General features: G+C 36.5%; 24 protein-coding genes. 6 read left to right on the top strand and 18 right to left on the bottom strand.

Features of this window, described 5'->3' with window-relative positions:
• Positions 1-224 precede the first annotated feature (224 nt).
• Positions 225-614 (bottom strand): iron chaperone, encoded by a 390-nt coding sequence (locus QNH20_RS14820; protein WP_283918772.1) that lies wholly within the window; start codon positions 612-614, stop codon positions 225-227.
• 471 nt (positions 615-1,085) lie between these two features.
• Here QNH20_RS14820 and kynA point away from each other — a divergent pair, with 471 nt between their 5' ends.
• On the top strand, positions 1,086-1,943 hold the full coding sequence (gene kynA / locus QNH20_RS14825; RefSeq protein WP_283918773.1) for a tryptophan 2,3-dioxygenase: 858 nt from the start codon (positions 1,086-1,088) through the stop codon (positions 1,941-1,943).
• A 37-nt stretch (positions 1,944-1,980) separates the two neighbouring features.
• On the top strand, positions 1,981-2,154 hold the full coding sequence (locus tag QNH20_RS14830) for a hypothetical protein (RefSeq protein ID WP_283918774.1): 174 nt from the start codon (positions 1,981-1,983) through the stop codon (positions 2,152-2,154).
• A 399-nt stretch (positions 2,155-2,553) separates the two neighbouring features.
• On the opposite strand, the gene QNH20_RS14835 is transcribed toward QNH20_RS14830, so the two are convergent.
• From QNH20_RS14835 to QNH20_RS14870, 8 genes are all read right to left on the bottom strand, one after another.
• A complete protein-coding gene (locus QNH20_RS14835) occupies positions 2,554-2,964 on the bottom strand; it encodes a hypothetical protein (RefSeq protein WP_283918775.1) in 411 nt (136 codons plus the stop codon).
• Between the two features lie 610 nt (positions 2,965-3,574).
• A complete protein-coding gene (locus QNH20_RS14840; protein ID WP_283918776.1) occupies positions 3,575-3,685 on the bottom strand; it encodes a VOC family protein in 111 nt (36 codons plus the stop codon).
• Positions 3,682-3,948, bottom strand: a complete 267-nt coding sequence (locus tag QNH20_RS14845; RefSeq protein WP_283918777.1) for a VOC family protein — start codon at positions 3,946-3,948, stop codon at positions 3,682-3,684. Before QNH20_RS14845 ends, QNH20_RS14840 begins: the two co-directional genes overlap by 4 nt.
• Before the next feature lie 239 nt (positions 3,949-4,187).
• The gene (locus QNH20_RS14850) at positions 4,188-5,093 is read right to left on the bottom strand and encodes a PhzF family phenazine biosynthesis protein (RefSeq protein ID WP_283918778.1); all 906 of its coding nucleotides are present in this window, start codon (positions 5,091-5,093) and stop codon (positions 4,188-4,190) included.
• Between the two features lie 730 nt (positions 5,094-5,823).
• Positions 5,824-7,041 (bottom strand): metallophosphoesterase family protein, encoded by a 1,218-nt coding sequence (locus tag QNH20_RS14855; RefSeq protein ID WP_283918779.1) that lies wholly within the window; start codon positions 7,039-7,041, stop codon positions 5,824-5,826.
• A gap of 440 nt (positions 7,042-7,481) precedes the next feature.
• A complete protein-coding gene (locus tag QNH20_RS14860) occupies positions 7,482-8,795 on the bottom strand; it encodes an MFS transporter (RefSeq protein WP_283923419.1) in 1,314 nt (437 codons plus the stop codon).
• A gap of 75 nt (positions 8,796-8,870) precedes the next feature.
• Positions 8,871-9,464 (bottom strand): class I SAM-dependent methyltransferase, encoded by a 594-nt coding sequence (locus tag QNH20_RS14865; RefSeq protein WP_283918780.1) that lies wholly within the window; start codon positions 9,462-9,464, stop codon positions 8,871-8,873.
• 641 nt (positions 9,465-10,105) lie between these two features.
• Positions 10,106-10,276, bottom strand: coding sequence for a hypothetical protein (locus tag QNH20_RS14870; protein ID WP_283918781.1), 171 nt, complete (start codon positions 10,274-10,276; stop codon positions 10,106-10,108).
• A 302-nt stretch (positions 10,277-10,578) separates the two neighbouring features.
• On the opposite strand from QNH20_RS14870, the gene QNH20_RS14875 reads away from it, so the two are divergent.
• Positions 10,579-11,721: an ElyC/SanA/YdcF family protein gene (locus QNH20_RS14875; RefSeq protein WP_283918782.1), complete on the top strand. Its 1,143-nt coding sequence runs from the start codon at positions 10,579-10,581 to the stop codon at positions 11,719-11,721.
• A gap of 490 nt (positions 11,722-12,211) precedes the next feature.
• The gene (locus tag QNH20_RS14880; RefSeq protein ID WP_283918783.1) at positions 12,212-12,664 is read left to right on the top strand and encodes a low molecular weight protein-tyrosine-phosphatase; all 453 of its coding nucleotides are present in this window, start codon (positions 12,212-12,214) and stop codon (positions 12,662-12,664) included.
• A gap of 271 nt (positions 12,665-12,935) precedes the next feature.
• On the opposite strand, the gene QNH20_RS14885 is transcribed toward QNH20_RS14880, so the two are convergent.
• The 7 genes from QNH20_RS14885 to blaOXA all read right to left on the bottom strand — a co-directional run bounded on the left by QNH20_RS14885 (position 12,936) and on the right by blaOXA (position 20,065).
• Entirely contained in the window at positions 12,936-13,886 is a 951-nt protein-coding gene (locus QNH20_RS14885) for a ribose-phosphate diphosphokinase (RefSeq protein WP_283918784.1), read from the bottom strand.
• A 291-nt stretch (positions 13,887-14,177) separates the two neighbouring features.
• Positions 14,178-14,525 carry a hypothetical protein gene (locus tag QNH20_RS14890; protein WP_283918785.1) on the bottom strand — a complete coding sequence of 116 codons (348 nt, stop codon included), beginning with the start codon at positions 14,523-14,525 and terminating at the stop codon, positions 14,178-14,180.
• A gap of 412 nt (positions 14,526-14,937) precedes the next feature.
• Entirely contained in the window at positions 14,938-16,662 is a 1,725-nt protein-coding gene (gene poxB, locus QNH20_RS14895) for a ubiquinone-dependent pyruvate dehydrogenase (RefSeq protein ID WP_283918786.1), read from the bottom strand.
• 435 nt (positions 16,663-17,097) lie between these two features.
• Positions 17,098-17,889, bottom strand: a complete 792-nt coding sequence (locus QNH20_RS14900) for an NAD-dependent protein deacylase (protein WP_283918787.1) — start codon at positions 17,887-17,889, stop codon at positions 17,098-17,100.
• 229 nt (positions 17,890-18,118) lie between these two features.
• Positions 18,119-18,517, bottom strand: a complete 399-nt coding sequence (locus tag QNH20_RS14905; RefSeq protein WP_283918788.1) for a YkvA family protein — start codon at positions 18,515-18,517, stop codon at positions 18,119-18,121.
• A 268-nt stretch (positions 18,518-18,785) separates the two neighbouring features.
• Positions 18,786-19,208, bottom strand: coding sequence for a hypothetical protein (locus QNH20_RS14910; protein ID WP_283918789.1), 423 nt, complete (start codon positions 19,206-19,208; stop codon positions 18,786-18,788).
• Positions 19,209-19,279: 71 nt separating this feature from the next.
• A complete protein-coding gene (blaOXA, locus tag QNH20_RS14915) occupies positions 19,280-20,065 on the bottom strand; it encodes a class D beta-lactamase (RefSeq protein WP_481858105.1) in 786 nt (261 codons plus the stop codon).
• 182 nt (positions 20,066-20,247) lie between these two features.
• On the opposite strand from blaOXA, the gene QNH20_RS14920 reads away from it, so the two are divergent.
• On the top strand, positions 20,248-21,615 hold the full coding sequence (locus QNH20_RS14920) for an aminotransferase-like domain-containing protein (RefSeq protein WP_283918791.1): 1,368 nt from the start codon (positions 20,248-20,250) through the stop codon (positions 21,613-21,615).
• Positions 21,616-22,106: 491 nt separating this feature from the next.
• Here the strand turns inward: QNH20_RS14920 and QNH20_RS14925 are convergent, their stop codons facing one another.
• The gene (locus tag QNH20_RS14925; RefSeq protein ID WP_283918792.1) at positions 22,107-22,280 is read right to left on the bottom strand and encodes a hypothetical protein; all 174 of its coding nucleotides are present in this window, start codon (positions 22,278-22,280) and stop codon (positions 22,107-22,109) included.
• A gap of 313 nt (positions 22,281-22,593) precedes the next feature.
• Between QNH20_RS14925 and QNH20_RS14930 the strand changes: the two genes are divergently transcribed.
• Positions 22,594-24,036: a L,D-transpeptidase family protein gene (locus tag QNH20_RS14930; protein ID WP_481857977.1), complete on the top strand. Its 1,443-nt coding sequence runs from the start codon at positions 22,594-22,596 to the stop codon at positions 24,034-24,036.
• A gap of 525 nt (positions 24,037-24,561) precedes the next feature.
• Here the strand turns inward: QNH20_RS14930 and QNH20_RS14935 are convergent.
• Complete coding sequence (locus QNH20_RS14935) at positions 24,562-25,770, bottom strand: cytochrome P450 family protein (protein WP_283918794.1); 1,209 nt, start codon at positions 25,768-25,770, stop codon at positions 24,562-24,564.
• Positions 25,771-25,848 lie beyond the last annotated feature (78 nt).

Below are 25,848 nucleotides of genomic sequence, written 5' to 3' on the forward strand. Positions count from 1 at the left end.
TTTTCAGATTATTCGTAAAATTGGTAAAATAGCCCTATTTTACTGGTAAAAAGTGAATAATAAATACCTTTAAATCTAAATCACTCATAAAATTTAATTGATTCTATATAAAATGCTGCAGCCTAAATGAGGCTGTAGCATTTTAAGAGTTTACATTATATCCATACTATTTTTTTATTTGGACAATCGATGACTTGGTTATAAGTACTTGGTTCTTAATGAAATTATTTCTTTTTTTTCAATTTCGCTTCTGCTTTCTTAATATTCTCAGCAACTCTAAATTTAACGATCTCGCTTATTAATTCATACGGAATTGGCTTTCCAAAAGGAAACTGTACTGCCCCTTTTGAACTTTTATATTCCGATAATTCATGTTTAAAAGCAGCGATTCCACTAGAAGTTGGATAAAATCCTATATGTTTTTTATGGGCAGCGAAATGCACCAGATTTCCATGAAAATAAAAAGTAGGCATTTGATAACTAATCTTTTCTACTGCATCTGGAGCTGATTCTTTAATAACATTTCTTACCGTTTCGAGGTTTTCCTGAACTTCTAAAGAGAATTGTAAAATATAGTCATCAATTGTTTTAAACGTAATCTTATTTCCCTCCATAATTTCTCCTTTCACGGACGGTGTCAGGCACCATATTAATTGTTTCCTTTAATCTCTTTTTCTTACTATTCCATCATTCTACTCCACCTAGTAAACACTTCTGTATCGACTTTTTCTTATATTGATATTTAGAATTTGGAGTTATAACAAAATTATACCCCCTACTATGGTCGAGGGTAAAATAAAGATAGATTAGCCATGTTATTGACACCATTTCGTATTCCTTGTTATGATTCCCTTGATAACACATTATTCACAACATTCGGACAGCGAACATAATACTTGTTGCACCAGTAGCCTTTATACCACCTACGAAGAGGATTTGGAAGGTAGTCCAAACTCTCAAAATCTTTATGACAGAAAAGCAGTCTGAGAAGTTGGCCAATGAAAGTGAGGTCGTTGTGTGGTATTTTTTCAGAACAATCCAAAAAAGACAAAAAAAACAGACTAATATAAAAGGAGATTGAATAAATGGGAAACCAAGAAATCGGAGCGCAAGACAAGACTACTGGGCTGGAAAAAGAGATTCAAACCGATTTTCAAAAAGACATGTCTTATGGCGATTATCTTCATCTTGATCAAATTTTATCAAGTCAGCATCGACTTTCGAATCATCACGATGAAATGCTATTTATCATTATTCATCAAACGAGCGAATTATGGATGAAGCTAATACTGCATGAATTGAATGCCGCGATTCAGTGTATTCTTCGTAATGATTTGGAACCATCATTTAAAATGCTGTCACGCGTTTCAAGAATTCAACAGCAATTAATCCAATCATGGAACGTTCTTACTACTTTGACCCCTGCTGAATATATGCAGTTTCGTGATAAGCTTGGGCATTCTTCCGGATTCCAATCCTATCAAAACCGCCTAATTGAGTTTGCTCTAGGACAAAAAAATTCCCACACCCTAGCTGTTTATAAACATCAGGCTAATTTATTTGAATCCTTGACTAAGTCACTTCAGGAACCAAGTATTTATGATGCAGCCATCTCAGCACTTGCTGCAAATGGATTACCTATTGATGATGAAGTTCTGATTCGGGATTGGTCGCAAAGCTATGAGCCAAATCTTAGTGTCGAGGAAGCTTGGCTGACCGTTTATCGGAACACAGACAAATACTGGGATTTATATGAGCTGGCAGAAAAACTGTTAGACATCGGGAATCAACAGCAGCTTTGGCGCTTTAATCACATGTCAACGGTAGAAAGAATTATCGGCCATAAGCAAGGTACAGGCGGCTCTTCCGGTGTACCTTATCTAAAAAGAGTTCTGGACCAACAATTTTTCTCTGAGCTCTTGAGTCTTCGAACGAAGCTATAATTAACTTAGTCACAAACGATAGTGGAAATGCCATCTTTTGACCTATGAATTTAAGGAAGGATATTTCAAAGAGGCTGGACAATCAGATTCCTGGCTGGCCGGGAGATACAACTTTCAGCAATGGGTATCAGTTAATTTTGTGCCGGGAGATTATGAATTAGCAGCCCTCGTGCTCCCATTAGTAGATGCAGATGGCAGTCTTGTCCGTTAGGTGATTGGAAAGTTAAGATAGGCCTTAACAATTTGTTAAGGTCTTTTCTCGTGTCGGTTGGCAGTGGATAATTGCGGTCTGACGAAGGTGTGCTAAAGCTTAAGCTTATTTGGCGGACTGACCCCGTTTGCTATAGAAAATTCCCTCGATTCATTTTTTCTGAACGGCCAAATCCGGATACAATTCGGCTGTTGTATGAATATAAATATATTTTTGTTCATTATTTAATCTTTTTATGGCCAAAGCTTTATGTATGTTAATTCCTTTAGCTACCCACTCCTGTCAAAATCTGAATATTTTTTTGGTTCACCCCTTACCATATATTAGTCTAAAAGTTTTTCTAACTCTGAAGTGGTTATCTATCATAATCCTTTTATTTCACATCAAATCCACCATTTTTTATGGAACAATGCGAGGTATTTTGACTGCTTCCTCTTCAAGTACATGTATTCCTCCGATTACTTCATATGCTGAACCAAGTGATACAAGCAGATCTCCTGTAATAGCAAGTTTTTGCTCTTCGATAAGTTTTACAAAATCCGTTTCTTTTAATTGTTTTGATACAGACACAGCCTCAAGTATTTGTCCAATCGTCCTAATCCAAACACCCGTTAGTATTTGTTGTTCACCTATTGTATTCGCATCTTCCTCGATAAGAAAAAGCTCTGATAAAGCTTTAAGTTCAATAATATTTCCTAACACTTGAACCCAAAGTCCGAATGCAACCTCTTTTTCTAATTGTAAAATTTTTTTACTTTTATTATCGGTGAAGTCTTTTCCGTTATGGTTCTTATAATTTTGATAATCCATTATTACCAACCCCAGAACTAAATTTTTGTTTATTTTATGTGAAACAAATACAAGTGTGTATTTCTTCCTTACTTAGTTCGGTCAGTAAATAGGTTTGTGAGCAATGTATTTCCTCTTCTTTTTTCAAAAATTTCACAGCTATTTATCATTTATGTTGATTTTGTACTACTAACGGTATTAACTTTTTGTCTAAAAAATACAATTACCGCTAACCAATATGAGTGACGAAAGTTTTTCCAATAAGAAGAATTTATTTTGAATATGATTTTTAATGAAGATTATTTTTTCTATTTGCAACATTGTGGAGAGTACGCGTAGAAAAGCCTCGTGCATTTAGATGTTATTAAATTTTTGTCATAGTAGTGAAATTAGTACATATCAATATATCGAAATGAAAATATCAATTTCAGTGATGAAGCTCCGATTTTCGTGCTTCATCGATGGCTAACTGGTGCGTTTATTAAAAAGTGGGTTCTTTTTTCGATAACACAGAAAAAGCAGGGTTATATTATGTTATAATAACCCTGCCTTTTTTGTCTTCGTTTTGGTATAACTATTTTTTGATAATTTTAAGATCTATGAAATACAAGTGAAAACAGTTTTCCTCTACCTATTTATCTTCCCTTAATAAATAATCATTACCATCCTGATCTTTAAATGAGAACATGTTTCCAAACGGCAACCTTAACATTTCCTCTACTTCTACTCCATTTTGTTTCATTTCCTCATAAGCTGATTCGATATCTGTTGTACTAAAAAGTATGGATGTGCAACTTTAGAAGGTTGATGTTGTTCCATTGCAGACTTAGAATAAAGAACTAAAGTGGTAAATTCGTCTTCGCTTGGTCCAACTTCTATCCAAGACGCGTCTGGGCCCATTGGTTGTTCAACTTTTAAGACAAAGCCGACTTTATTTAACCAAAAATCCTTTGCCTCTTCTTGATCTTTTACGTATACAGTAATTTTCCCAACTTTATTAATCACAGTATATCTCCTTTTAATCATTTAATTGTATAAATCAGTTTATCAACCCAAAAAATTAAAAGCAATTTTTTAATTAATTTTTGTTATGTAAATCTTCTATATTGATGGAATTATATTGAAATAACCAGCTGATCGTTTAACACTTTTTTATAAATACTACAATAAATGCTACAACAAAAACCTCTCCAAAAAGCCTTCCACTTATAAACTTTTGAAGTATTTGTAATAGTTGAAAAACATTATTTATCTTCTATTAAAACATCGAGATCCTTAACATGAACTGCATTTCCAGTAATTTCAACATCATAATCCTCATTACTTTTCGAAATCTGTACCATTACCCTGCCATTTTTTTTAATCTCAGTTCCTTGCTCTACTATTAGATGTAGAGGTTCAACAAAATTGTTGTTTATTATATATTTAGCAAAATAGGCCCCCATGACTCCTGAAGCCGTTCCTGTAACCGCATCCTCAATAGTACCGGAATATGGAGAAGAAAAGTGCCTTGCGTGCATATCAGTATTGGGATCAAAGGTTTCCATACAGAAAGGATGGATCGAAGATTTGGGCATTTCTTTTAAAATAGTTGGAAATTCTTTATTATTTGGATTCATTTTTTTAAAAGCACCAAGTTGTTTTATGGGAACTAATAGTGTCCATGTACCTGTACTTCCATAGACAATTGGTAAATCATCACGAAAATCCGAGACGTTTAATCCAATTGAATTTGCTAAAGCTTCCCTTGACCCTTTAAATTCTTCAAATTGTGGTGAAGCCTGTTTCATTGTTATCAATATTTCACTATCAGTTGTTGTAATAATTTTTAACGGTAATATCCCGGCTTTTGTTTCAATTGTTAAATCCGTTTTATCGCCCAATAATCCTTTTGTTTTTAACGCATAGACTGCAGCCATTGTTCCGTGACCACAAAGGGGCATTTCATGTCCAGGTGTAAAAAACCGGATTTGAAAGTCAGCTACATCCGACTTAACAGGAAAAGATGTCTCATTGAAACCAACTTTGAACGCTATTTCTTGCATTTCTTGATCAGTGAGGACATCTCCGTTTATAACTACCCCCGCTGGATTACCTTTATTAGGTTCTTTACTAAACACATCAAATTGATGCACCACTACCGATTTCACTCATATTCCCCCATTCTTCAAAATAAAAAGCTTTTATTATTTAGCATTCATTACTGATGCTTGTTTCACTAATCGAACAGTTCGTGCAAAAAGAAATAGAGGAAATGCCGGAACAGTCCCTATTTTTAAACTTAATACTAAATAAGTAGACATTAAGAATTTTAGCTTTTTCGTTCAGCTCATTAATCCAATAAAAAAGAGAAAATAAGAATGGCAGCGATATTCAACTTATACACCCGTAAGTTAAATGAATCTTTATTTAGATAAATCCTAACAAATCATTAATATGTTTCCAACTTTTAATTATTTTTCTATATCTTTTTTCTACTTCCATCTTTTTTGTTGGTTTCGACATTGCCTACCTATGTAGCAAACTTTAAAGAAAAAAGCCGGCTCACCAAAAGTGATGCCGGCCATTTCGTCTATTTTCCTAATTGCAGCATTACCGTAACTGTTTCAGAGCTTGTCGTGACTTTAAAGCCTTGTTTGAGTGCCAATTTTACTAAGATGAGGATATAACAAAGGATTGATAAAATACAGATTGCAAAAGCAATTCATTGCAGCATAGCATTTTTCTTACAAATTCGGGTTAATAATTGTGTAATACTCTCTGCAAACTCTTTGTTTCTTAAAAAAACGTTTACTAATTTATCTAGTTCTCGTGAAATACCCTCCATTAATAGTTCGTATAAATGGAGGGTATCATGTTTATTTGATTTTTTACTTTCACTTAGCTTTTTTCGGCTTTATCTTTCTTCTTGTTTTCATCAATTGGTGCAGGTGGAATGCTCTGGTCATTTGCTGTCAAATCAATGCCAAAGTCTTTCGCAAAAACCATATGGGTTTCCACGAGAACATCCTTCGTGTTTTCATCAAGGTTGAACACCCTTGCACCACGCAAGCGATTTCTTTCAGCTCCTGATAAGCCATATGTACCAAAACCTGCGCTGCCTGAATAGCCAAGCAAAATTCCATAATAATTGCCCATATAGGTGTTTACATGGTCATGTCCACAAAAGACGCCCTTTACATCTCCTCTTTCCAGCATCGCCGAAAACATTCCGCTGTTGATGGGACCTGGACATTCATCTTCGTTTCGTTCCCCAACAATATTGTGTTTTTTTAGCGCTTTGGCATGATGGGCATCTGTTCTTCCATCAATACTTCCAAACCACATAAATCGATGTTCCCAGAGAGGAATATGAATAAATACAAGTGACGGAACCTTATGACCCCATTGCTTCTCCAATTTTTTAGACGCCTCATAATACCAGCTTACCTGATCAAAACGGAGCCAATCCCATGTCGGGTACCCTGCAAAATCCTGACCGGCTATTGTTTGTGGAGCATATCTGCCACTATCAAGCAGCCAAAGATTGAAAGCTCCATCCGTTCCCTTAGAATTTTTAATAAGCATGTTCATATTTCCGTTTCCAGTTATGCCCTTGATTCCGGGTTTGTTCATATTGTGTTTATAGGACATATAAATTTTGAGCATGTCCTCTTCATCAAGACCACTATTTGGAGTGGAATCCTCATCGTGATTCCCAAACGTAATCGCCCACCTAATACCTCGTTGCTCCATCGGTTGGGCTATATTATTAATGGCTTGTTTCATTGCAAGAGGTGTGTCGCAGCCACCAGTAATGTTGTCTCCGTTAAGTACAACAAAGTCTGGTTTTTCCGTATCTAGTACTTTTTCCATCAATTGTACTGTTCGGCGATCAATGTACTCATCGTCTTGTGTATCATTAAACTGTACAATTTTGAATTTTCCATCTGGATTAAATTGCAGGAAGCTGCCCTCATGTGCTTCGGCATGGGCGATACCAGTGAACAAGTCACTAGGAATCCCAGCTGACCCAAGTGTTAAGGCAAGCGTACTCATTCCTCCAATTTTGATAAATTTCCGTCTGTCCAATCCTTTTTGTGAATCGTGATTAACCATTATAATACCTCCTCATTGATTTTATTGATTATTTAAAAAATAAATCTATCAATAGAATAGCAACGAGTTATTAATTCTCTATTTACTTATTGTAAATTTTCGATATTAATATGGTAAAAGTGAAAGAATCTACCAGATTCCAGTAACTCATCGGACAAAAAATAGAGACATGTCTTCCATGTCGAGAGCCACCTCCTGCACAATAAATTTGTGTCATATGACGTTAGTTTTATTTTTCTGGAGGTTTTTTTGTGATTAAATATCGTGAAGTTCTGAGGCTGCACGCTCAAAGTCTCAGTATTCGCAGTATTTGCCTCTAGCTGTGGTATTTCTAAAAATACTGTTATGAATGTACTCAAACTAGCCAGGGAGTTACAGAAATCCTAGCCTCTTGATCATTTCACTAATTGACTCAAACCCAGAATTGACAATGGCTTCTATCACCCATTATTTGTCTTTTTATAACGGGACCAAACAACAACTGGAAGGAGCAGTAGAGATAAAAAGCCTCCTGCAAGTGAGAGTGTTGCAAAACTTGATTGGGCAGCAACCATCCCTGAAAGCGCTCCTCCAGTTGCTCCAGCTAATGCAATCAATACATCTACAGTTCCCTGGGTTTTTGCGCGTGAAGTGGGATGGGTTGCGTCTACGATGAGCGCTGTGCCGCAAATCAAACCGAAGTTCCAGCCAAGCCCAAGCAAAGCGAGTGCGATGATAAGAAATAGCATTGAATCTGCAGGTGCAATTGCAGCAAAAACACCGGCAGCAAGAAGAGTAGCACCAGAAGCAATTGCCATTGCTGTTCTGCCGATCTTATCAACGAGAATGCCAGTCACAAATGATGGCAGGTACATGAAGGCCACATGAATGCTGATGACCATCCCTACCTCACTTAGTCCATGTCCATGGTGCCTCATGTGGACTGGTGTCATGGTCATAATGCCAACCATAACCATTTGAGTTAAAATCATTAGTGTAGTTCCAACTATAAATCCTCTTCTTTCTATCCTTTGAGTGCTGTTGGAGTTTACAATTGAAAGATCTTCCTTTTCCCTGCTTTTCACTGCTTCAATGACGTTAGCCACTAGGAGAGGATCGGGGCGGAGAAAAACTAAAAGTACTAAACCGGCTAGAATGAATGCTACGGCGGCCAGAATGAAAGGCCCTGCTAAAGCAGGCACACCAATTGATACAGCAAATCCTCCCATTACATCAACCAAGTTAGGTCCAGCAACAGCTCCGAACGTGGTCGAGACCATGGAGATACTGACAGCTGTCGCCCGCTGTTTAGTACTAGCCATGTCAGTACCAGCATAGCGTGCTTGAAGGTTTGTTGCTGTACCGGCTCCATAGATTAATAGAGATGCAAATAGCAGCAAAATATTATTTGATAATGCTGAAATCACTACTCCGATAGCACCAATACCACCTGTCAAGAATCCGGCAGCAAGTCCTAACCGCCGTCCAAAACGTTGAGAAAGCCTTCCGACAAGATATGCTGCTACAGCCGAACCCAAAGTAAATAAGGCAGTGGGAACCCCGGCAAATTGATCTGTACCTAGCATTTCTTGAGCAATCAGTGCTCCAACAGTAATGCCCGCTGCAAGTCCGGCACCACCAAAAATTTGTGAAATGACAACAATGATTAACGTTCGTCTATATAACTGTTTTTGTTTTTCTGGAGAATCTATGTAAGTTTGCAGCCAGTCCGGGTGACTTTCTAAAGCTTTTGAATCATCAGCGTAAAGGGACATCATTCAGTCCGCCTTTCTATTTTTTTGAACCATTTTCTTTATTGGATTTTTCGTTTTGTCTGTATTCATTATTCTTCATTTCTTATTTACAGACTCGATATACACAAATAAATCACTGTAGTATTTTTTAACCTTCGTAATCGTAATATCATAAAACTCCAAAAGATCAATGGTTTTTCTATTTAAAGAGCATCCATCACAGATTTTTTTCCAAACAGGTGTTAACAACTCCTGAAGAGCTGCGAGAAAACGATTTTTCATTTTAACATGTTCAAAAAGGAGGATATTCCCTCCCGGTTTACAAACTCTTTTCATCTCCAAGATTGCTTTTTCCGGATTTGGGATGGTGCAAAAGACAAGAGTTGCTACAACGGTATCAAACGTATCGGCTTCAAACGGCAAATTTTCTGCACTTGCCCGAACTACTTCAATTGGGACAAGCGATTGTTTTTGTTTTGGAATTGATTGCTCTATCATATGCAAATTTGGTTCTACCGCCGTTACTCTTTCGGCAGTTTTATAAAAAGAGAAATTCACTCCAGTCCCCGATCCCAATTCAAGGACACTACCCGTAGCATTTGCTAAAAGTTCCTTTCGAATCTGATTAAATTTCTTTTTTTCCAATGGCTTCATAAAAAAGTCGTACGATTTTGCAAATATACTACTCATACTTTTCAACTCCAACATCATTTGTGGACCGCAATCATATTTATGATTTATTTTATCATAGGACTTTGTTAAATAAATGTGTTGTTGCGATATTTATTGAGGGGATAGGATAGCTAATAATACGTATACATTTTCAAAAGTAATATTTGAATCAACGTGGATGAAAAACTTGATACATCAGCAAAATTAATCTTTTGATTTTCGGAAATATCGCTCATCGCCTCAGCCTGTAGCGAAAAATAGGTGTGTTGTCTGGCGAAGCATTTGATACAATGTGCATGAAAACGATGCAGTTCATTTGCACGCCCTGTGGTTGGAAGATACGCTCAATAGCTTGGGATGATGAAAGAAATGGCTTAATCATTCCAGAAAGGTATCGAAATTAAAAAGACTCTCCTCTTGAGGAGAATATCCTGTCGATTTTAAAATACTAGGCGAAGTAATCTACTTTTTTCAAGATAAATGGAAATAGGACTCGGCCCGAATTGCACATTCCTCTCTAATCCCAGGCTTAGCCAATGAATCAGTGTGAATATAATGGATTTTCATTTTTTCTACACCTTTCTGCTAAACCAAAATTCTTAGAATCTCGCAGATAAAATATTCCGTTCCCAATCACTTACATAGCGTGAGTACTTATCCTATTCCGTTCTTTTTATTTTAATGAATTCTTCCCAAATGGATCTGCCGATAGTTTGTGCCAGTACAGAATCTTCTGCCAAACAATCAATCGCTTCCTTAAAGGTTCGTGGCACCCAGCTTATACCTTTTTCCTTTAATTGAAACTCGCTTGCGGGGGGTGGAAATGGCACAATAAAGCATTAGGACGGTTCTTTTGCTTCTTATTTAAAGCAGCAAGTGAAACGTCTTTTTTATTTGACTTAATAAAACCTTTCCTATTTTTAATTCGCTGAATAGCCTATGTTATTTTAATGTTTTAAATTTTCGCAATAAAAATCAATAGCAGGTCTTCCGTCCCATATCACCAGTTATAAATTTCCTACATAAGAAATTCTGTTTAGGTACTTGGTATGGACCACTAGTTGTATAGTTTACTTTCTAAAAACCCTTAATTATAATAAAAGTCAAAAGATTCTGTAAGGGAGAGAATAACATGATAAAGTTGAAAAGCAAATTAGGGCTGATCCTTGCTATTTGTGGAACCATAACCGTTTCTACTGCTTTTGCAGCAACAGATGTAAAAACTACAGAAGAAACGAATCCGAATCCTATAATAGCCCCTATCAAAACGGATGAACCAACCTCTTATCGACTCAAACAACTAGAAGAAATTGCGATGTATTATTATTGGCATGGAGGGGACCTCAAAAAGGCGGAAGAAGAGATTTTCAAAGGAATAACACTTAAAGGCAAATATGACGTAGTCGAAGCTGCTTATAATGAAGCAACCATTCTCGATCCACATAATCTGGACCTTAAATTCTCGCTTGCATCGACGCAAATTATCCAGAAAAAAATCCCTGAAGCACTAAAGACATATAGGCAGATATTGAATCTGGATCCCCTAAATTTCAATGCAAATCTTCTAAACGGAGTTTATTCAAAAATTAACGGGGATGAGGATACATATAAAAAATCAATCTCCACTCTAAAGCAAATTGACGCTCATAAAACGAAAGAATATCTTCAAAAATTCGAAAGAACAGACGCAACCATAAAAGAAAAATTAAACACATCCGTTCCAGGAAATTTACCACAGAAAAATCATGCAATCGTGATACTTGGATATGCTCTTGCTGATGATGGAACGATGAGAGAGCCATTAATTGAACGATTAAAGGCAGGTCTTTCAGTCGCAAACAAATACCCAAATTCAAAAATCATTGTTACTGGCGGAGTTCCAAAACAAAGTAATACAGAGGCAAAACTAATGAAGGAATGGCTCATTTCCAACGGAATTGATGAGAAGCGGATAATACCTGAGGATAAATCAACAGACACAGTGGAAAATGCTCTCTTTACAACTGCAATCCTGGAAAAAGAAGGTTTGAAAGATATCACACTTGTAACAAGTGCTAGCCACATGAGAAGAGCCCTCACAATTTTTAAAGAGGCCAGCAGCTTTTACGATAAAATGAATGCGGGTAATAGTAAGAGAGCCTTTACAAATGTTGTTTATTTAGATTATCCATCTTTAGAAGAAGCCAACAAAGTAACAAAAGATGAGATTCTGGTTATTTATCGGGATCTTCTAAGAGCTTCAGGTATCTGGCAATATCCAGGAATGCAACGATAGACATTCAATTGTCAAAGGCTAAACCAAAAAGTTTACATTTTGGTTTAGCCTTTTTTATGTATAAAATAACAAAGGCTTTTTTTAAAAAATAAAATTCCAGGCTACCGAGAAAAACTCGACTGCCTGTTCCTTCAAACCATATTTACCAATTTCATCCCTCTTCTCAAATAGATCATTAGTCTATAGAATAAACTAACGTGGTTTTTTTGTCCCATTTTCTTCAAAGCAATTAACGAGGATTATTCCAAAACTGGCTTGTTCGATTTTTTAAATATATGATTTATTTATAATCCACTCGTCTCTACTCCTAACGGCATGACAAGAGTATTTTTGTATCTTAGCAATTGAATAGATAGCTTTACTACTTTCCATTTTTCTACTATTATAATATGCTAAAAAGATACCTGTTCATCTCTATTGTGTTTCACATTTCATGAAGTGAACAGATTAAATAATTGAAAGTTAGAAAAGGTTAAAAGGAGTTAATCACATGATCAAGGTTTTATTTGTTTGCCTTGGAAACATTTGTCGTTCACCGATGGCTGAAGCAATGTTTCGCGACTTACTGAAAAAAGAAAATTTGACCAACAAAATTACTGTCGATTCCGCTGCTACTAGTTCATGGCATATTGGATCTCCTCCGCATAAAGGAACTCTTGCTATTTTAAACAAATACAACATCTCATCAGGTGGCCTTGTTGGACGCCAATTAACAAAGGAAGATTTCGAAAAGTTCGATTACATCATCGGTATGGACGAAAGCAATATAAAAAACATATCCGCGATAACCGGCTACCCAAATCATCCAAAAATCATTCGTTTACTCGACTTAACTGACCATAATAAAGATGTTCCTGATCCTTATTACACTGGTGATTTTCAGGAAACCTATGATCTTGTATTAGAAGGATGTCAGGCATTTTCCCCAAACGGGACAGGCTGATAAGGGAAAATCCACCTGAGTCGTCAACTCAAAGGTGGATTATTTTTTTGCGTTAAATGATTGTATAGCTTCGATTAAACTAGCAAACGTAGTAGTAATTGTATATTTCAAAAACGTCATTCAGCTTCACTCCCTTTCAGTTTGGGAGCGTACCGACCATCATATTCAATTACTCTTTGTTTACCATGTTAAAAAATTTATAAGAACATACGTTTTTTGATTTGATGACATATACTAAAAATTGGTCTTGGGCTCTTCGTAATATTAGAACTTATTCAAATAATGGACTTACAGCTTTCTCATTATGAATACGATCAATTGCCTCTACAAGCAATGGGGCAACAGATATCGGTTTTATTTTTTTGATTTTTTTCTCTTCTGGTAACTCAATTGTATTTGTCACAACTAATTCACTAATCGGTGACATTTCAATTCTTTCAATCGCCTTACCAGTTAATACAGGATGAGTACAGCCCGCAAAGATCGATGTTGCCCCATTTTCCGCTAACGCCTTTGCTGCTAATGTAATTGTTTCGGCTGTATCAATTAAATCATCAATAATAATGGCATTTTTACCTTCAACATTACCAATGACATTGAGGATTTCTTCATCACTTTCCTTAATTTTCCTTTTATCAATTAAAGCAAGTGGTGCATGTAATAGCTTTGCCATTTTTCTTGCTCTACCGATGCTGCCATTATGCGGCGCGACAACGACAATATTTTCTAACCCTTTGTTTTCAAAATACTGTGTAAGGATAGGAACGCCAAAAAGATGTTCCACTGGAATATCAAAAAAACCTTGAAGCTGAGTAGTATGGAGGTCCATTGTTAGAACTCTAGTTGCTCCAGCAGCTTCTAGAAGATTAGCCACTAGTTTCGCTGTAATCGGTTCCCGAGAACGAGCTTTTCGATCTTGGCGCCCATACCCATAGTAAGGTATGACAACATTAATATTACTAGCAGAAGCCCTTTTCAAGGAATCAATCATGATAAGAAGCTCCATAATATTTTCATTGACAGGGTAAGAAGTGGATTGAACAATAAATACCTCACTGCCTCGAACACTTTCTTCAATATGAATTTGAATTTCACCATCACTAAATTTAGATACAGAGCACTTACCCAACTCACAGCCTAAAAGCTCGGCCATCTCGGCTGCAAGTTTTTGATTAGAATTCAATGTAAACATTTTAAATCTATTATTTAGTTGATACGTCACCTTATATCCTCCACACTATGTAGATTTCTAATTGCCTTTGCTTTCATACTTCATCTTATTTTACTATATAAGACAATATAGTGGTAGGAGATACACCATTAAAAACAACTATTTCCGTTCTTGAGGATTTTGTTTGTTAATTTATTATTGTGTTCGCAATTTTATACGGCGGATATTTCCTGAAACTGTTTCAGGTAGTGCCTCTTTGGTTAATCTCTGTTCTTGGTAGTATTGAAAATAGCTATCATGCACAAAATGTAGCAAAGGAATTGATTGAATCATCCATGTTCCTCACTTTTGTAATAATTGACTGAGGTTCTTTAATGTATATAATCTAGCCGTAATGATGAATAAGTCATTGTAGTTATTGGTAACGTATTCATCGATTATGTTGATTCCTTTTCGAAATTGGTCCACTAAATAATAAGTGTACTTTTCATCCCAGGAAAACTGATTTATTCTAAGTAGTTCATCGGCTATTATTTGAAACTTAAAATCCTCCATCCAGAGTTTAATTTGATATATTTTATCTTTGTCTGTATGAAGACTGTTTTTAGTTTTATAACTTTTTTGGATATATTGAATAAAACCATTTATTTGTTCAGCCAGCATATTCGCTTTTTGCATCTCGAAGTTCATTGCTCCCTCTCCTTAATGTCTAAAAATGAATACGGTATTTAGAAAAGTGTATGTTTTGGGACAGTTTAATAACACCAACTTTTTGCTGGTATTACTCTCACTAATATTTCAAAAAATTTTCGATTACCATCAATTTCCCCCTTCCCGTTTCTTTAATATGGTTCTTTTTCTATTATTCTTTTGAATTACCAATTTAATTAATTTTTATTTCAAGACAAGTTCATCAATGCAGCTTATTGTTTGTAAGACAGAACACTGTAAATACCGGGTGGCCAAACACAAAAAACCGAACATGCAACAACATGTCCGGTCAGCCAATAGCATGCTCTCTCAAGATGTTGGCTACTTTAGTATCATTATTCATTCGAGGCCGGTTACCTTGGCCAGCCTTTTATCATTACATTTTTTCACATTAACGAAACAAGTTTGTTTTCGCCACTTCAATTATTTCATTTCCGTGGCCATTTAATACGGCTTTAAGCATCCAAAGGGAAAATCCCTGTGCTTGATCATAAGTAATTTTAGGTGGTAAGGATAATTCTTGTCGGTTTACTGCAACATCAATAATTGCTGGACCGTCATGTTTAAACGCTTGTTGCACTGCACCTTCAAGATCTGCAGGGTCTTCAACGCGAATACCTTCCAATCCCATTGCTTGAGCAATGGCTGCAAAGTCAGTACTTACTAGTTCAGTACCTGTTTCAAGATATCCTGCTGCTTTCATTTCCAATTCAACGAAGCTTAGGGAATTATTATTGAATACAACGACTTTTACTGGTAATTTGTGTTGACGAAGAGTAAGTAAATCACCCATTAACATCGAAAGCCCGCCATCTCCGCAAAGGGCTACAACTTGCCGGCCAGGTTGGGCAATCGCTGCGCCAATAGCTTGTGGGAGAGCATTTGCCATCGTTCCATGATTAAATGAACCAAGCAGGCGGCGTTTTCCATTCATTTTTAAATAACGAGCGGACCAAAGTGTCGGAGTACCAACGTCACATGTGAAAACAGTATTTTCATCTGCCAAATCACTGACGACTTTTGTTAAATATTGTGGGTGAATGGGTTTGCGACCTGGTTTACCAACTGCAAGCTCATCAAGTCCTTCTCTAACTTTTTTATAGGCATTCACATGTTTTTCTAAATATTGATCGTTATCTTTTTCGTCAAGAAGTGGTAACAATGCTTCAATTGTATCTTTCACCTTTCCAACCACTCCATGCGCTAGCGGAGTACGACGTCCAAGATGTGCTGATCGTATATCCACTTGAAGAACGGTTACATTTTTAGGATAGAATTGTCTGTATGGGAAGTCAGTTCCTAACATCAAGAGTACATCGCAATCCATCATCGCATGATAACCTGAAGAATAACCGATCAATCCAGTCAAACCTACATAATATGGATTATCATATTCAAGAAATTCTTTCCCTCTAAGTGCTACGACCATTGGGGATTTTAATTTATGACAAAGATTCATTAACTCATCATGTGCTCCAGCACAGCCTCCGCCACAAAGCAGTGTCACTTTCTGGCCGTTATTTAGATATTCAGCTAGTTTCTTTAAATCATTATTGGACGGACGAATCACAGGTTCTGCTGTATGGACTGGAACGTGGGTAACTTCCACATTATCGTCTAATGCTGCAACATCACCGGGAATAACGAGAACGGAAACGCCACGATTTGCGATGGCCGTCTGCAATGCCAAATTTACCATTGAAGGCATTTGTTCTGCTCTTTGTACTGTCTCTATTGAGTGAGCGCAGTCTTTGAAAATAAGTTCCGGACGTGTTTGTTGGAAATATTCACTGCCAATTTCACTGCTTTGAATATGAGCAGCAATGGCAAGTACAGGAATACGAGAATGATTGCAGTCATAAAGACCATTGATTAGATGCAGGTTTCCAGGACCGCTGCTACCCGCACAAACGGCAATATGATCATTTAAAAATGCTTCAGCACCTGCTGCAAAAGCAGCTACTTCTTCATGGCGAACTCCAACCCATTCAATTTTTTCCGAACGTCTTATTGAATCCAAAATAGCATTCAATGAGTCGCCAACAATACCATAAATTCTCTTCACCCCAGCATTTACCAAGGTTTCAATTAAAACATCAGCTATTGTTTTTGCCATTTTCTTCTCCTTTTTTATGGTTATTTGAAAAATTGATCTCAAATCACCACTTTAACAATTTCCTGGAATAATTTTTAAATTTTACTTGTAGCATTTCTACTTTCACTTTCCTTTATGCACTCTAAAATGATAGTCAGGAAATGAATCGGCAAATCTGGCTTTTTTACATGATGTTAAAATAGAAACATGGAGTCCTCTTTTTTGGAACAAGTCCGGTACAACAATAGACGGTTATCCAAAGGGGTTTGTCTACTTTGGTAAAATAATTCCCCTGGAGCTGGTTGTCTCTAGGGTCGAATATTTATTTGCTAATCAGATTTTATGCTCATAAAAAGTTATCATAAAAACCAATTAGAACATACGTTTCTTTTTAGAACTTGATTTTTGAACGTATAGGAAAATCTAAAAATGCACATCAATTGATGGACGTATGGATTAGCGTTCAAACACATCTACCGAGATACTCAATTTTCTGTCTATCTGGGTCAATGATTCTCCAATTGAATCATTAATAATATATACTCCCTTTTCATGGTCGTAAGGTGTATCTCCTATATTTATTATTATCAGTGGTACACCCTGCCTTCTATATTGCGGGAAGGTAGAGAATGGAGTTACCTTAAGGCTTGTGCCTAATACCAAAATACAATCAGCCTGATCAATCAGCTGAATGATTGTATTAAAACCCTCAAATGAAAACCACTCACCTGTATCACCGAACAGAACAACTTCCGGTTTAATATATCGATCCCTTTCCCTTTTGGTTTTACAATAGCTGCAGACATAAAAACCCTCCATTGTTGGAATACGAGATACCATTTCCTCTGTTGGGTAGACTTTTCCGCAGTGTAAACAGGATGCGGTTTTCATTGTTCCATGAAACTCTATTACGTTTTTACTGCCACCTTTTTGATGAAGGCCATCTATGTTTTGTGTAATAATATGCTGAACTTTGCCTTGATCCTCCCATTTTGCCAGTATTTCATGTCCCTTATTCGGAATTGCATCAGGGTGATAAAGATGTTCCATGGCAAACTGATAAAACTTCGCCGGATTTCGATAAAAAAAATCAAGAGAGAGAATGTATTCAGGTGCTATTTGATATACGCCGGTCTTAGACCGAAAATCCTTGATTCCTGATTCTGTACTGATTCCAGCACCAGTCAGGACGACAATGTTCTTGGCTCTGCCAATGAGATTTGTACAAATTTCTAAGCTGCTGTCCATGTTAAACACTCCTAATTAAACGACAATCTAATTAACTTTGCTTGTTCTATTTGTTTTTCTATAAATCACAACGTTTGTCCAATATTTCAATATCCTCGATACTCACTTCCCCAAAAATATTATTTGTAAGTTAGACAGCTCTTTCTAATGTTCGCTCGCCAAATTCCCAATACTCTAATCAATATATTAATACAGTTTGGATTTGGCCCTTTAATGTTAATAATTATTCTTAATAATCATTGGTCAACTTCCAATATTTGTATTTTTCAAGGTCTCTAGAAATTTGTTTTATGGTAAAACCAATAACTGCTGCATCATCAATTAATCCTAAACCAACAATGAAATCTGGAATAAAATCTATAGGGGAAACAAAATAAATGATAGTAGCTATTATCATTATAATTGAACCTGTTGGTATCTCCTTGTATTCACCCTTTTTCCATGCATTAAATATTTCAAATAAAAGTTGTAACTTTTCCCATACTTCTCCAAGCTTCCTTTTTTTCTCATTAGCTTTTTTCTTTGCGCTATTAAGTAGATTCACAGCTTTTTCTTTATCGTCCATGTATTCTTTTGCTTTTGATTCATATTTTTTATACCCTTTTTCATAATCCTTCGTATTTGGCATTTTATTTTCCTCCTTGTATACTTTTGGAACTTTTATAAGAAAAGAGGATACAGCTCCAATCTTTATTTACAATGTCCTCTGTATTTGATATCAGTATCACTTATTAATTATTTTGTTCGATACGAAAATTATAATTCTATTTTTCTTAGGTGTATTTAACCTCATTACATAAGTTTGAAAACTAGATATTCTTATCATTTAATAAAGAAAAGAGAAAAAAGCGAAATCCTATGCGATTTCGCTTCTTTATTTTCTACATTCCCAGTACTTAATTCTCCCTGCTGAAAAGATTATTTTCCTTAATAATCAAATAACCTAATAAAAAATAAATGATTCCAATGGCTAAAATTAAATATTCAAACGAGTCGCCTAATGCTCCTAACGAAATGAAAAAAAACACGAGAACAAGAAACCCGAGTAAAAAACAAAAGCTAGCAAATGTTACTTTACCTGCGGTTTTTTTAAGGGTAAAGGGCCCTCTTGCTGTAATTAGCCCAATAATAACAGGGATAACTATAATCACGAGGTTAACGAAGATATTGTTATCTCTTGGTGCTTGATTAGTATCTGCAGCGAACGCTTGTTGTAAACCTGTTCCAATCAAAAACATTACACCATACCCTGCCGCTGCAATGATCAATAAAGTCCCTAAAACTAGTCCTAGGATCTTTGAGTATGCCAGTTTGCTCATTGTCAGTATCCTCCCTTTGCATGAATGTATGCTCATCATTGAACAATGAGCATACATTCTGCATCGTTTGCTTATTCTTCTATGATATTTAGTTTTTCTAAAACATCCATGGTGATGTTTCGTGCTTTTGTTCCGCTTCCATCCACGTTGGTCGCAAAAACCCAGTTAGCATTATCGGTTTCGATATATCCTACATACCAGCCTAACCCATAATCTGACAAACGTGTACCCGTTTTCCCATGAAGAACATACGAATCGGCTTCATCATTAATCATAATTCGCTTAACCGTTCTCATTTCCTGCTTGCCAAATGGAAGTTTTTCTTCTACGAGATTCTCCATAAATTGAACTTGTTCCTGTGCAGATATTTTCAGACTGCTATCAAGCCAGAAATGTTCTATTCCGCCGCTAATATCTCCGTTACCGAAATGGATTTTTTTCATGTATGTTTGCATTTGTTCAAAACCTATGTCACGAGCCATTTGTTGATAATACCAGATCACAGAATGTCTCATCCCTGAGGCTAGTGTATGATCCTTGTTCCACTCTGGAAATTCACGAACCACGCCATCCCAGCGCTTCACTTCGTATTCATCATTTACAGCTTTTGTTTGCAAACCTATTAACGCATTTGGTACCTTAAAAGTAGACTCTGGTGTAAAGCGGACCTCGCTTCTCTCTTTGTTATATACATAGATTTTATCTGATTTTAAATTTTTCACTACAATCGTACCTTGTGTACCAGCAAATTCTTCCTCGACTGACAAGTCTTTAATATTCATATTTTCACCCTTTACAGGAAGGTCAAATATGGTTCCTGTAAAAAGCAGGGCGATTGCAATTATCCAGTATTTCACATGTTTCATTGTCTATTCTCCTTTGTTTTTTGACTAGTCAGGCAGCAATGTAGGCCTCCACAACTGCAATTTCAAATTAGTTTACTAGTTTGATAGTGTAAAGTATACTTTTTCCAGTTATGAAATGAAATAACAGTTTTCTTGCTTTGTACCCTTACAGATTGGAAAGGTTGGAAAGAAAAATGAAAAAATATCAGGAAATTGTTGGACTGATCGAACAACAGGTAACTCAAGGCATATTAGTGTCTGGGAGCAAATTACCTTCTATAAGAGCTCTGTCAAAAAAGTATTCTTGCAGTCACAACACAGTTATCAAAGCCTATCAGGAATTAGAAAACAGGCACTTAATCTACTCCATGCCCAAGAGTGGATATTATATAGTAGAAGACTTTCCATTGCGTGAAAGAACTGACAACAAGCAGGGGAAAATTGACTTTTTATCAGCGGGACCTGATAAACAAGCAATGCCATATCAAGATTTTAAACATTGTATCAACCAGGCAATTGAATTATATAAAGAGGACATGTTTACCTACTCTGAGTCTCAAGGATTGTATTCCCTGCGTGTGGAACTGGCCCGGCATTTACAAAATTTACAGGTATTTACGGTACCAGACAGGATATTTGTGGTATCGGGATCGCAACAAGCACTGAATCTATTTGTCGAGATGCCATTTCCAAATGGAAAAACCAATATATGCGTGGAACAGCCTACACACCCTGCCTTTGTGGAGTCCATCCAGGTTCAAAATGCCAATGCTTTTGGAATCGAAATAACAAAACAGGGGGTAGATATGCAGCGTCTAGAGGAAATTTTTAAACACCAAGATATTAAGTTCTTTTACACCACTTCAAGATTTCATAACCCTACCGGCTACAGTTACTCGAATAAAGAAAAGAAAAAGATGGTAGAATTAGCTCAGAAGTATGATGTTTATATTATCGAAGATGATTATATGGGAGATCTTGATTTCAACCTGAAGCAGGATCCGATGTTTGCCTATGACCCTTCAGGTAGAGTTATTTATACAAAAAGCTTTTCTAAAGTATTGCTGCCGGGTTTAAGGCTTGGCCTGACTGTAATTCCTGAATCTATGAAAAGTGCATTTTCACAGGCGAAGTATGCCGCAGATTTACATACCCCTGTTTTAACCCAGGGGGCGCTGGAAATCTACTTAAAAAATGGGATGTTTGATGCCCACATTAAAAAGATAAGACAAATATACCGGGAAAAAGGGGAGATTTTACAGACAGCCTATAAGAAGTATCTTCCGGCTGCTGCTTCCTATACTGGTTCAACATCCGGTTTTTACTCGACGATTGTATTACCTCACCCGCTAAAAGCAGAACAGCTGATTAACCAGTTAATCATGGATGATGTGGATGTGGATGTGGATAATGCGCAAAAAATGTATTTGCCGGAATGTAAAAAAGAAAATGTAATCCGTCTTAGTGTTTCTCAGGTAGAAAATGTTTCGATAAATAATGGTATTCAAAAAATTGCCAAAGCAATTATGAAACTCACTACGAGGTTAAATGTCAAAATTTGAATCTACCCATAAAAATAAAAAAACAGATAGGGTAAACATAAAACTTTATGATGAAAAAAAGTTCTTGTTCACGAACATCGGTTATCATAAACTTAAGAAATTCATAAATAAAAAAGACCGACTATGCTGCTTCATGTCCGGTTCAGCAATAGAGAGTTCCCTCAAAGGTAACCGACTTAATTTGATGGAAATAATCCACCTGAGCCTTTATGAACTCAAAGGTGGATTATTTTTTGTTCACTAAGAGATCAATTTCACTTATTCAGTTGCAAAACTCTTTCCATTAAAATAATAATCTGATTCCCTATATGTACTAAAGGCTACTTCTACCTCCGGGTCTCGAGTGAATGAACGTGTTTCGTGACAATGTTAGCAAATACATCTTGAACTTCCTGCCCCCTTCCAGATGTTATCCTACCAATCTTCAGAGTCCGCTTGTGATCCTCCGAAAAGGATCCCTTGTGTAATATAATCTACATCCTGTCTAAATTTCAGTTCAAACAGTTTGGCATCGAGACTGAGTCAGGCTTCGTCACGCAACATATTGATAAATATAAGTCATCTACACGCATATTGATTGTCGCATTAATTGCTTTAGCCATTTCAACAGCAATCTCTGTTATGATTCCCGCTAACGCAAACAGTGCAACTCTAATTATCATCATGGGCTTTGTTGCTTCATTCGTTGTATATATGCTTCGCGGTGCCTATTTTGTCCAATGTCTCATCCATAATTTTCTCCCACCTTCATAATTGACATTTCTATAAATAGTTCTTCTTCATATGCTGTATCAGATACAACTATAATATTTTCCCCTTTATACAAATTGTGACAAATTTCCTCCAATTCAATATAATATAATTGTAGTGATAATTTAATAGCATTGTAACCAATTCGAAATTTTTGGGATGCAAATTTCAAAAGGTTAACATTAGAAAACGTTGATATATAGGTTATCCGGTGCGGAGGGAATGTTTATGAGTACGCTAAATGAAACAATTGAAGAAATGAGTCAAGAACGGGTTAATCGATTCAAACCGCGTGCAAAAAGGAATTTTATTATAATTGGATTTATTATTATTATTGCACTCCTATTTGCGGGAATAAGCTATTATCAAGCAACACGGTTCAATTCACAAATTACAATTAATTACACAAAAGTCGGTGGGCTGACTGCTGATCAGGCAATAAAAAAATTAAAAACATCTTTATTAACAAACAGAGTCTATGTAGGACAACAACAAATTTTAGACGGAAAAGAAACAGAGATGGGATTTACGGAACAAGATTTGCCTGAAATCAAGAAATTATTAAAAAGCCAGTGGACCTTTTTTCCTTCCTCAAAGGTTCAAAATTATTTGTTGGTACCTGATAAGATGGATCAGTTTCGAAGCCAAACGTTGAAAGAGCAAATAGAAGGAAAGCTCTTATCAATGAATAAGGAACTAAAAGCTCCCCAAGATGCGGAAGTGAAATTGGAACAGGGTAAAATTGTCATCTCCAATAGCATTGATGGAGAACAGTATGATATCGCGAGTCTATTAGAGAATTATCAGAAACAGAAATATAACAGTGATATCAAACTGCAACCCGTCTTGTTACAACCAATTAAAGCGGACAGTCCGATTGTTAAAAAAGACGAGAACATTTTTCAGGAACTTCTTCAACGCACTGTTGATTATAAGGTACAAGACCAAGTGTATACCTTAAATGCTAGTGAATTAATAAAAGATGCCTCTTTGTCAAAAGATAAAAAGATCACAATCACTGCGAATGACATTAAGAACAAGATAGATGAAATTAATCGTTCCCAATCAACATTAAATAAGAATTTTACATTTAAGACCCATTCAGGCTCGGTCATTTCGGTAAAAGGTCAAGGCTATGGCTGGGCAATAAATACTGATAAAGAATCATCGAGAATTCAGGAAGCTTTTGAAAAAGGAGAGAAATCAATTTCTGCTTCTAATATTTACGGAAAGGGCTGGGGCAAGGAAGGCATTGGTTACGAAAATACCACGAATAATGGCATCGGTGACACGTATGCTGAAGTGTCCATTGCACAGCAGCGAATATGGATTTATAAAAATGGACAATTAGTAGTCACAACGAATGTGGTTACAGGCAAACACAGTACCATGGAAGATACACATCCTGGAGTTTGGTATATTCTTTATAAACAATCACCACATACCCTCAGGGGCAGCGCAGTTGGTAATCCTAATTATTCCGTTGATGTATCTTATTGGGCTCCCTTTACGAATGATGGACAAGGATTCCACGATGCCAGCTGGCGGAATAACTGGGCAAGTAATGCCTATCTTAGTGCAGGATCAGCCGGCTGTGTCAACACACCCCCTAGTATAATGAAAACCGTGTATGATAATCTTAGTAAATACGATCCTGTTATTATTTATTAAGAAGGATGTTTCTCACACATCCTTCCAAGAAAATCAAAAAGCCTAATTTCTCACTTGAACTGCCCCGTAAATGTTAGACACCAATCTGACGTTTACGGGGGTTTTTTTATGACCAGTAAAACGCGAAAAAACTTCGCTAAGAATATCAATTCCTTCAGAACTTAAAATTCAAAAAGTATCCTAAAGAAATGACGCATGTCAAAATAAGATAAATGACTTTTTGACATACAGATTAAAGTTATCTTTCTACTGGGGGCAGAACCAGACACTGCACGACGAACCCTAATTTGACCAACAAATGGAAAATAGACCGATATCTATTTCGAATCGGTCTGTTTTTTGCACAGGAAAGGAATAGATCACATGGTTATATTCTTCTTGAGCTTCTGTAATAGCTAATTTCGAATATACTTCAAACGATTGTCTACTTGCAGGTCCAGAACAAGGCTGAATGAAGGCATTATCGATTCCCTTTTTTTTCAACTAGTCTTTGTATCTAATTGAAAAACAACATACCACCGAAGGTTAGAAAGTCATTGGAATACTAGCAATGAAACGTACCACTCCATTATTGTTATAAATCAGCTTATCTGGATCAATCGCCAATTTTAAATCTGGGAAGCGCCTAAGCAAAGTACCAAAGGCAACTTTTGCTTCCAATCTTGCAAGCGGAGCACCCAAACAGTGATGAATACCATTGCCGAAGGCAAGATGATCGTTTTCACTTCTCGTAATATCGAATACTTCAGGATTGGAAAACTGTTTTGGATCAAGGTTCGCAGTGCCAAGAGAGAATAGAACCATTTCACCTTTACGGATGTTTTTCCCATGCATCGTTATATCTTCACCTGCAAAACGCCAGCTGATCATGAGCGGTCCAGCATAGCGAAGCAGCTCTTCGATAGCATTTGGCAGCAAAGAAGGATTACTACGCAACAATGCTAATTGTTCGGGATGTTTCTGCAAAGCAACCATACCATTTCCAATCAAATTGGTTGTGGTCTCATGTCCAGCAGTAATGAGTAATTGGACGGTAGAGAGCAGTTCGGGTTCACTCAGTTTATCATCTTGATCGTGTGCGTGTATCAAAGAGCTCATTACATCTTCCGCTGGATGTTTTCGTTTTTCTTCCAATGTTGCTCCAATAAGGGAGTAATACTCTCTGATCCATGCCATATGGTCTTGACTAGGATCTGCCTTTATACTCATCCACATATCATAAATTTTCTCTTGATACAAAACAGGTATTCCTAACATCTCGGCAATAACCCGAAATGGAAGTGGAAAAGCAAAATCTGCAATAAGATCCATCTTCCCTTTTTTCTGTACTGCATCCAATAATTCATCTGTAATCTGTTGAATACGAGGTTCTAAATTCGCGATCATTTGAGGGGTAAAAGCTTTGGTTGTTAACCTGCGCAAACGAGTATGATCAGGTGGATCAGAGTCCAGCATATTTGGGAAATTTATATTCCATTCCCACTTCTCAGATCGATCTTCTAAATCTGGTTGATCTTGTGTAGGCTGTAGCTTTCGCACATCTCTAATAAACCGAGGATCTTTGAGAATAGCTACTATATCCTCATGATGAATCGCAAGCCAGGCTGGCCCCATTCCATAATAATCATCAAGACGGATAAGCGGCTCTTGTTGTTCCGATAGTTTTTTATAAAAGCCTACAACATCCTTCATATTTTCTGGCGAACTAAAATCTTTTGTTGTAATCTTCTTCATTTGGTTCCCCTCTCTTTACTTTACTATCAGCCCTATTGTTTTAAACTACAAATTTTCTTTTGTTATTCATGCTTGAAA

Source organism: Neobacillus sp. WH10 (assembly GCF_030123405.1).
Classification (GTDB): domain Bacteria; phylum Bacillota; class Bacilli; order Bacillales; family Cytobacillaceae; genus Neobacillus.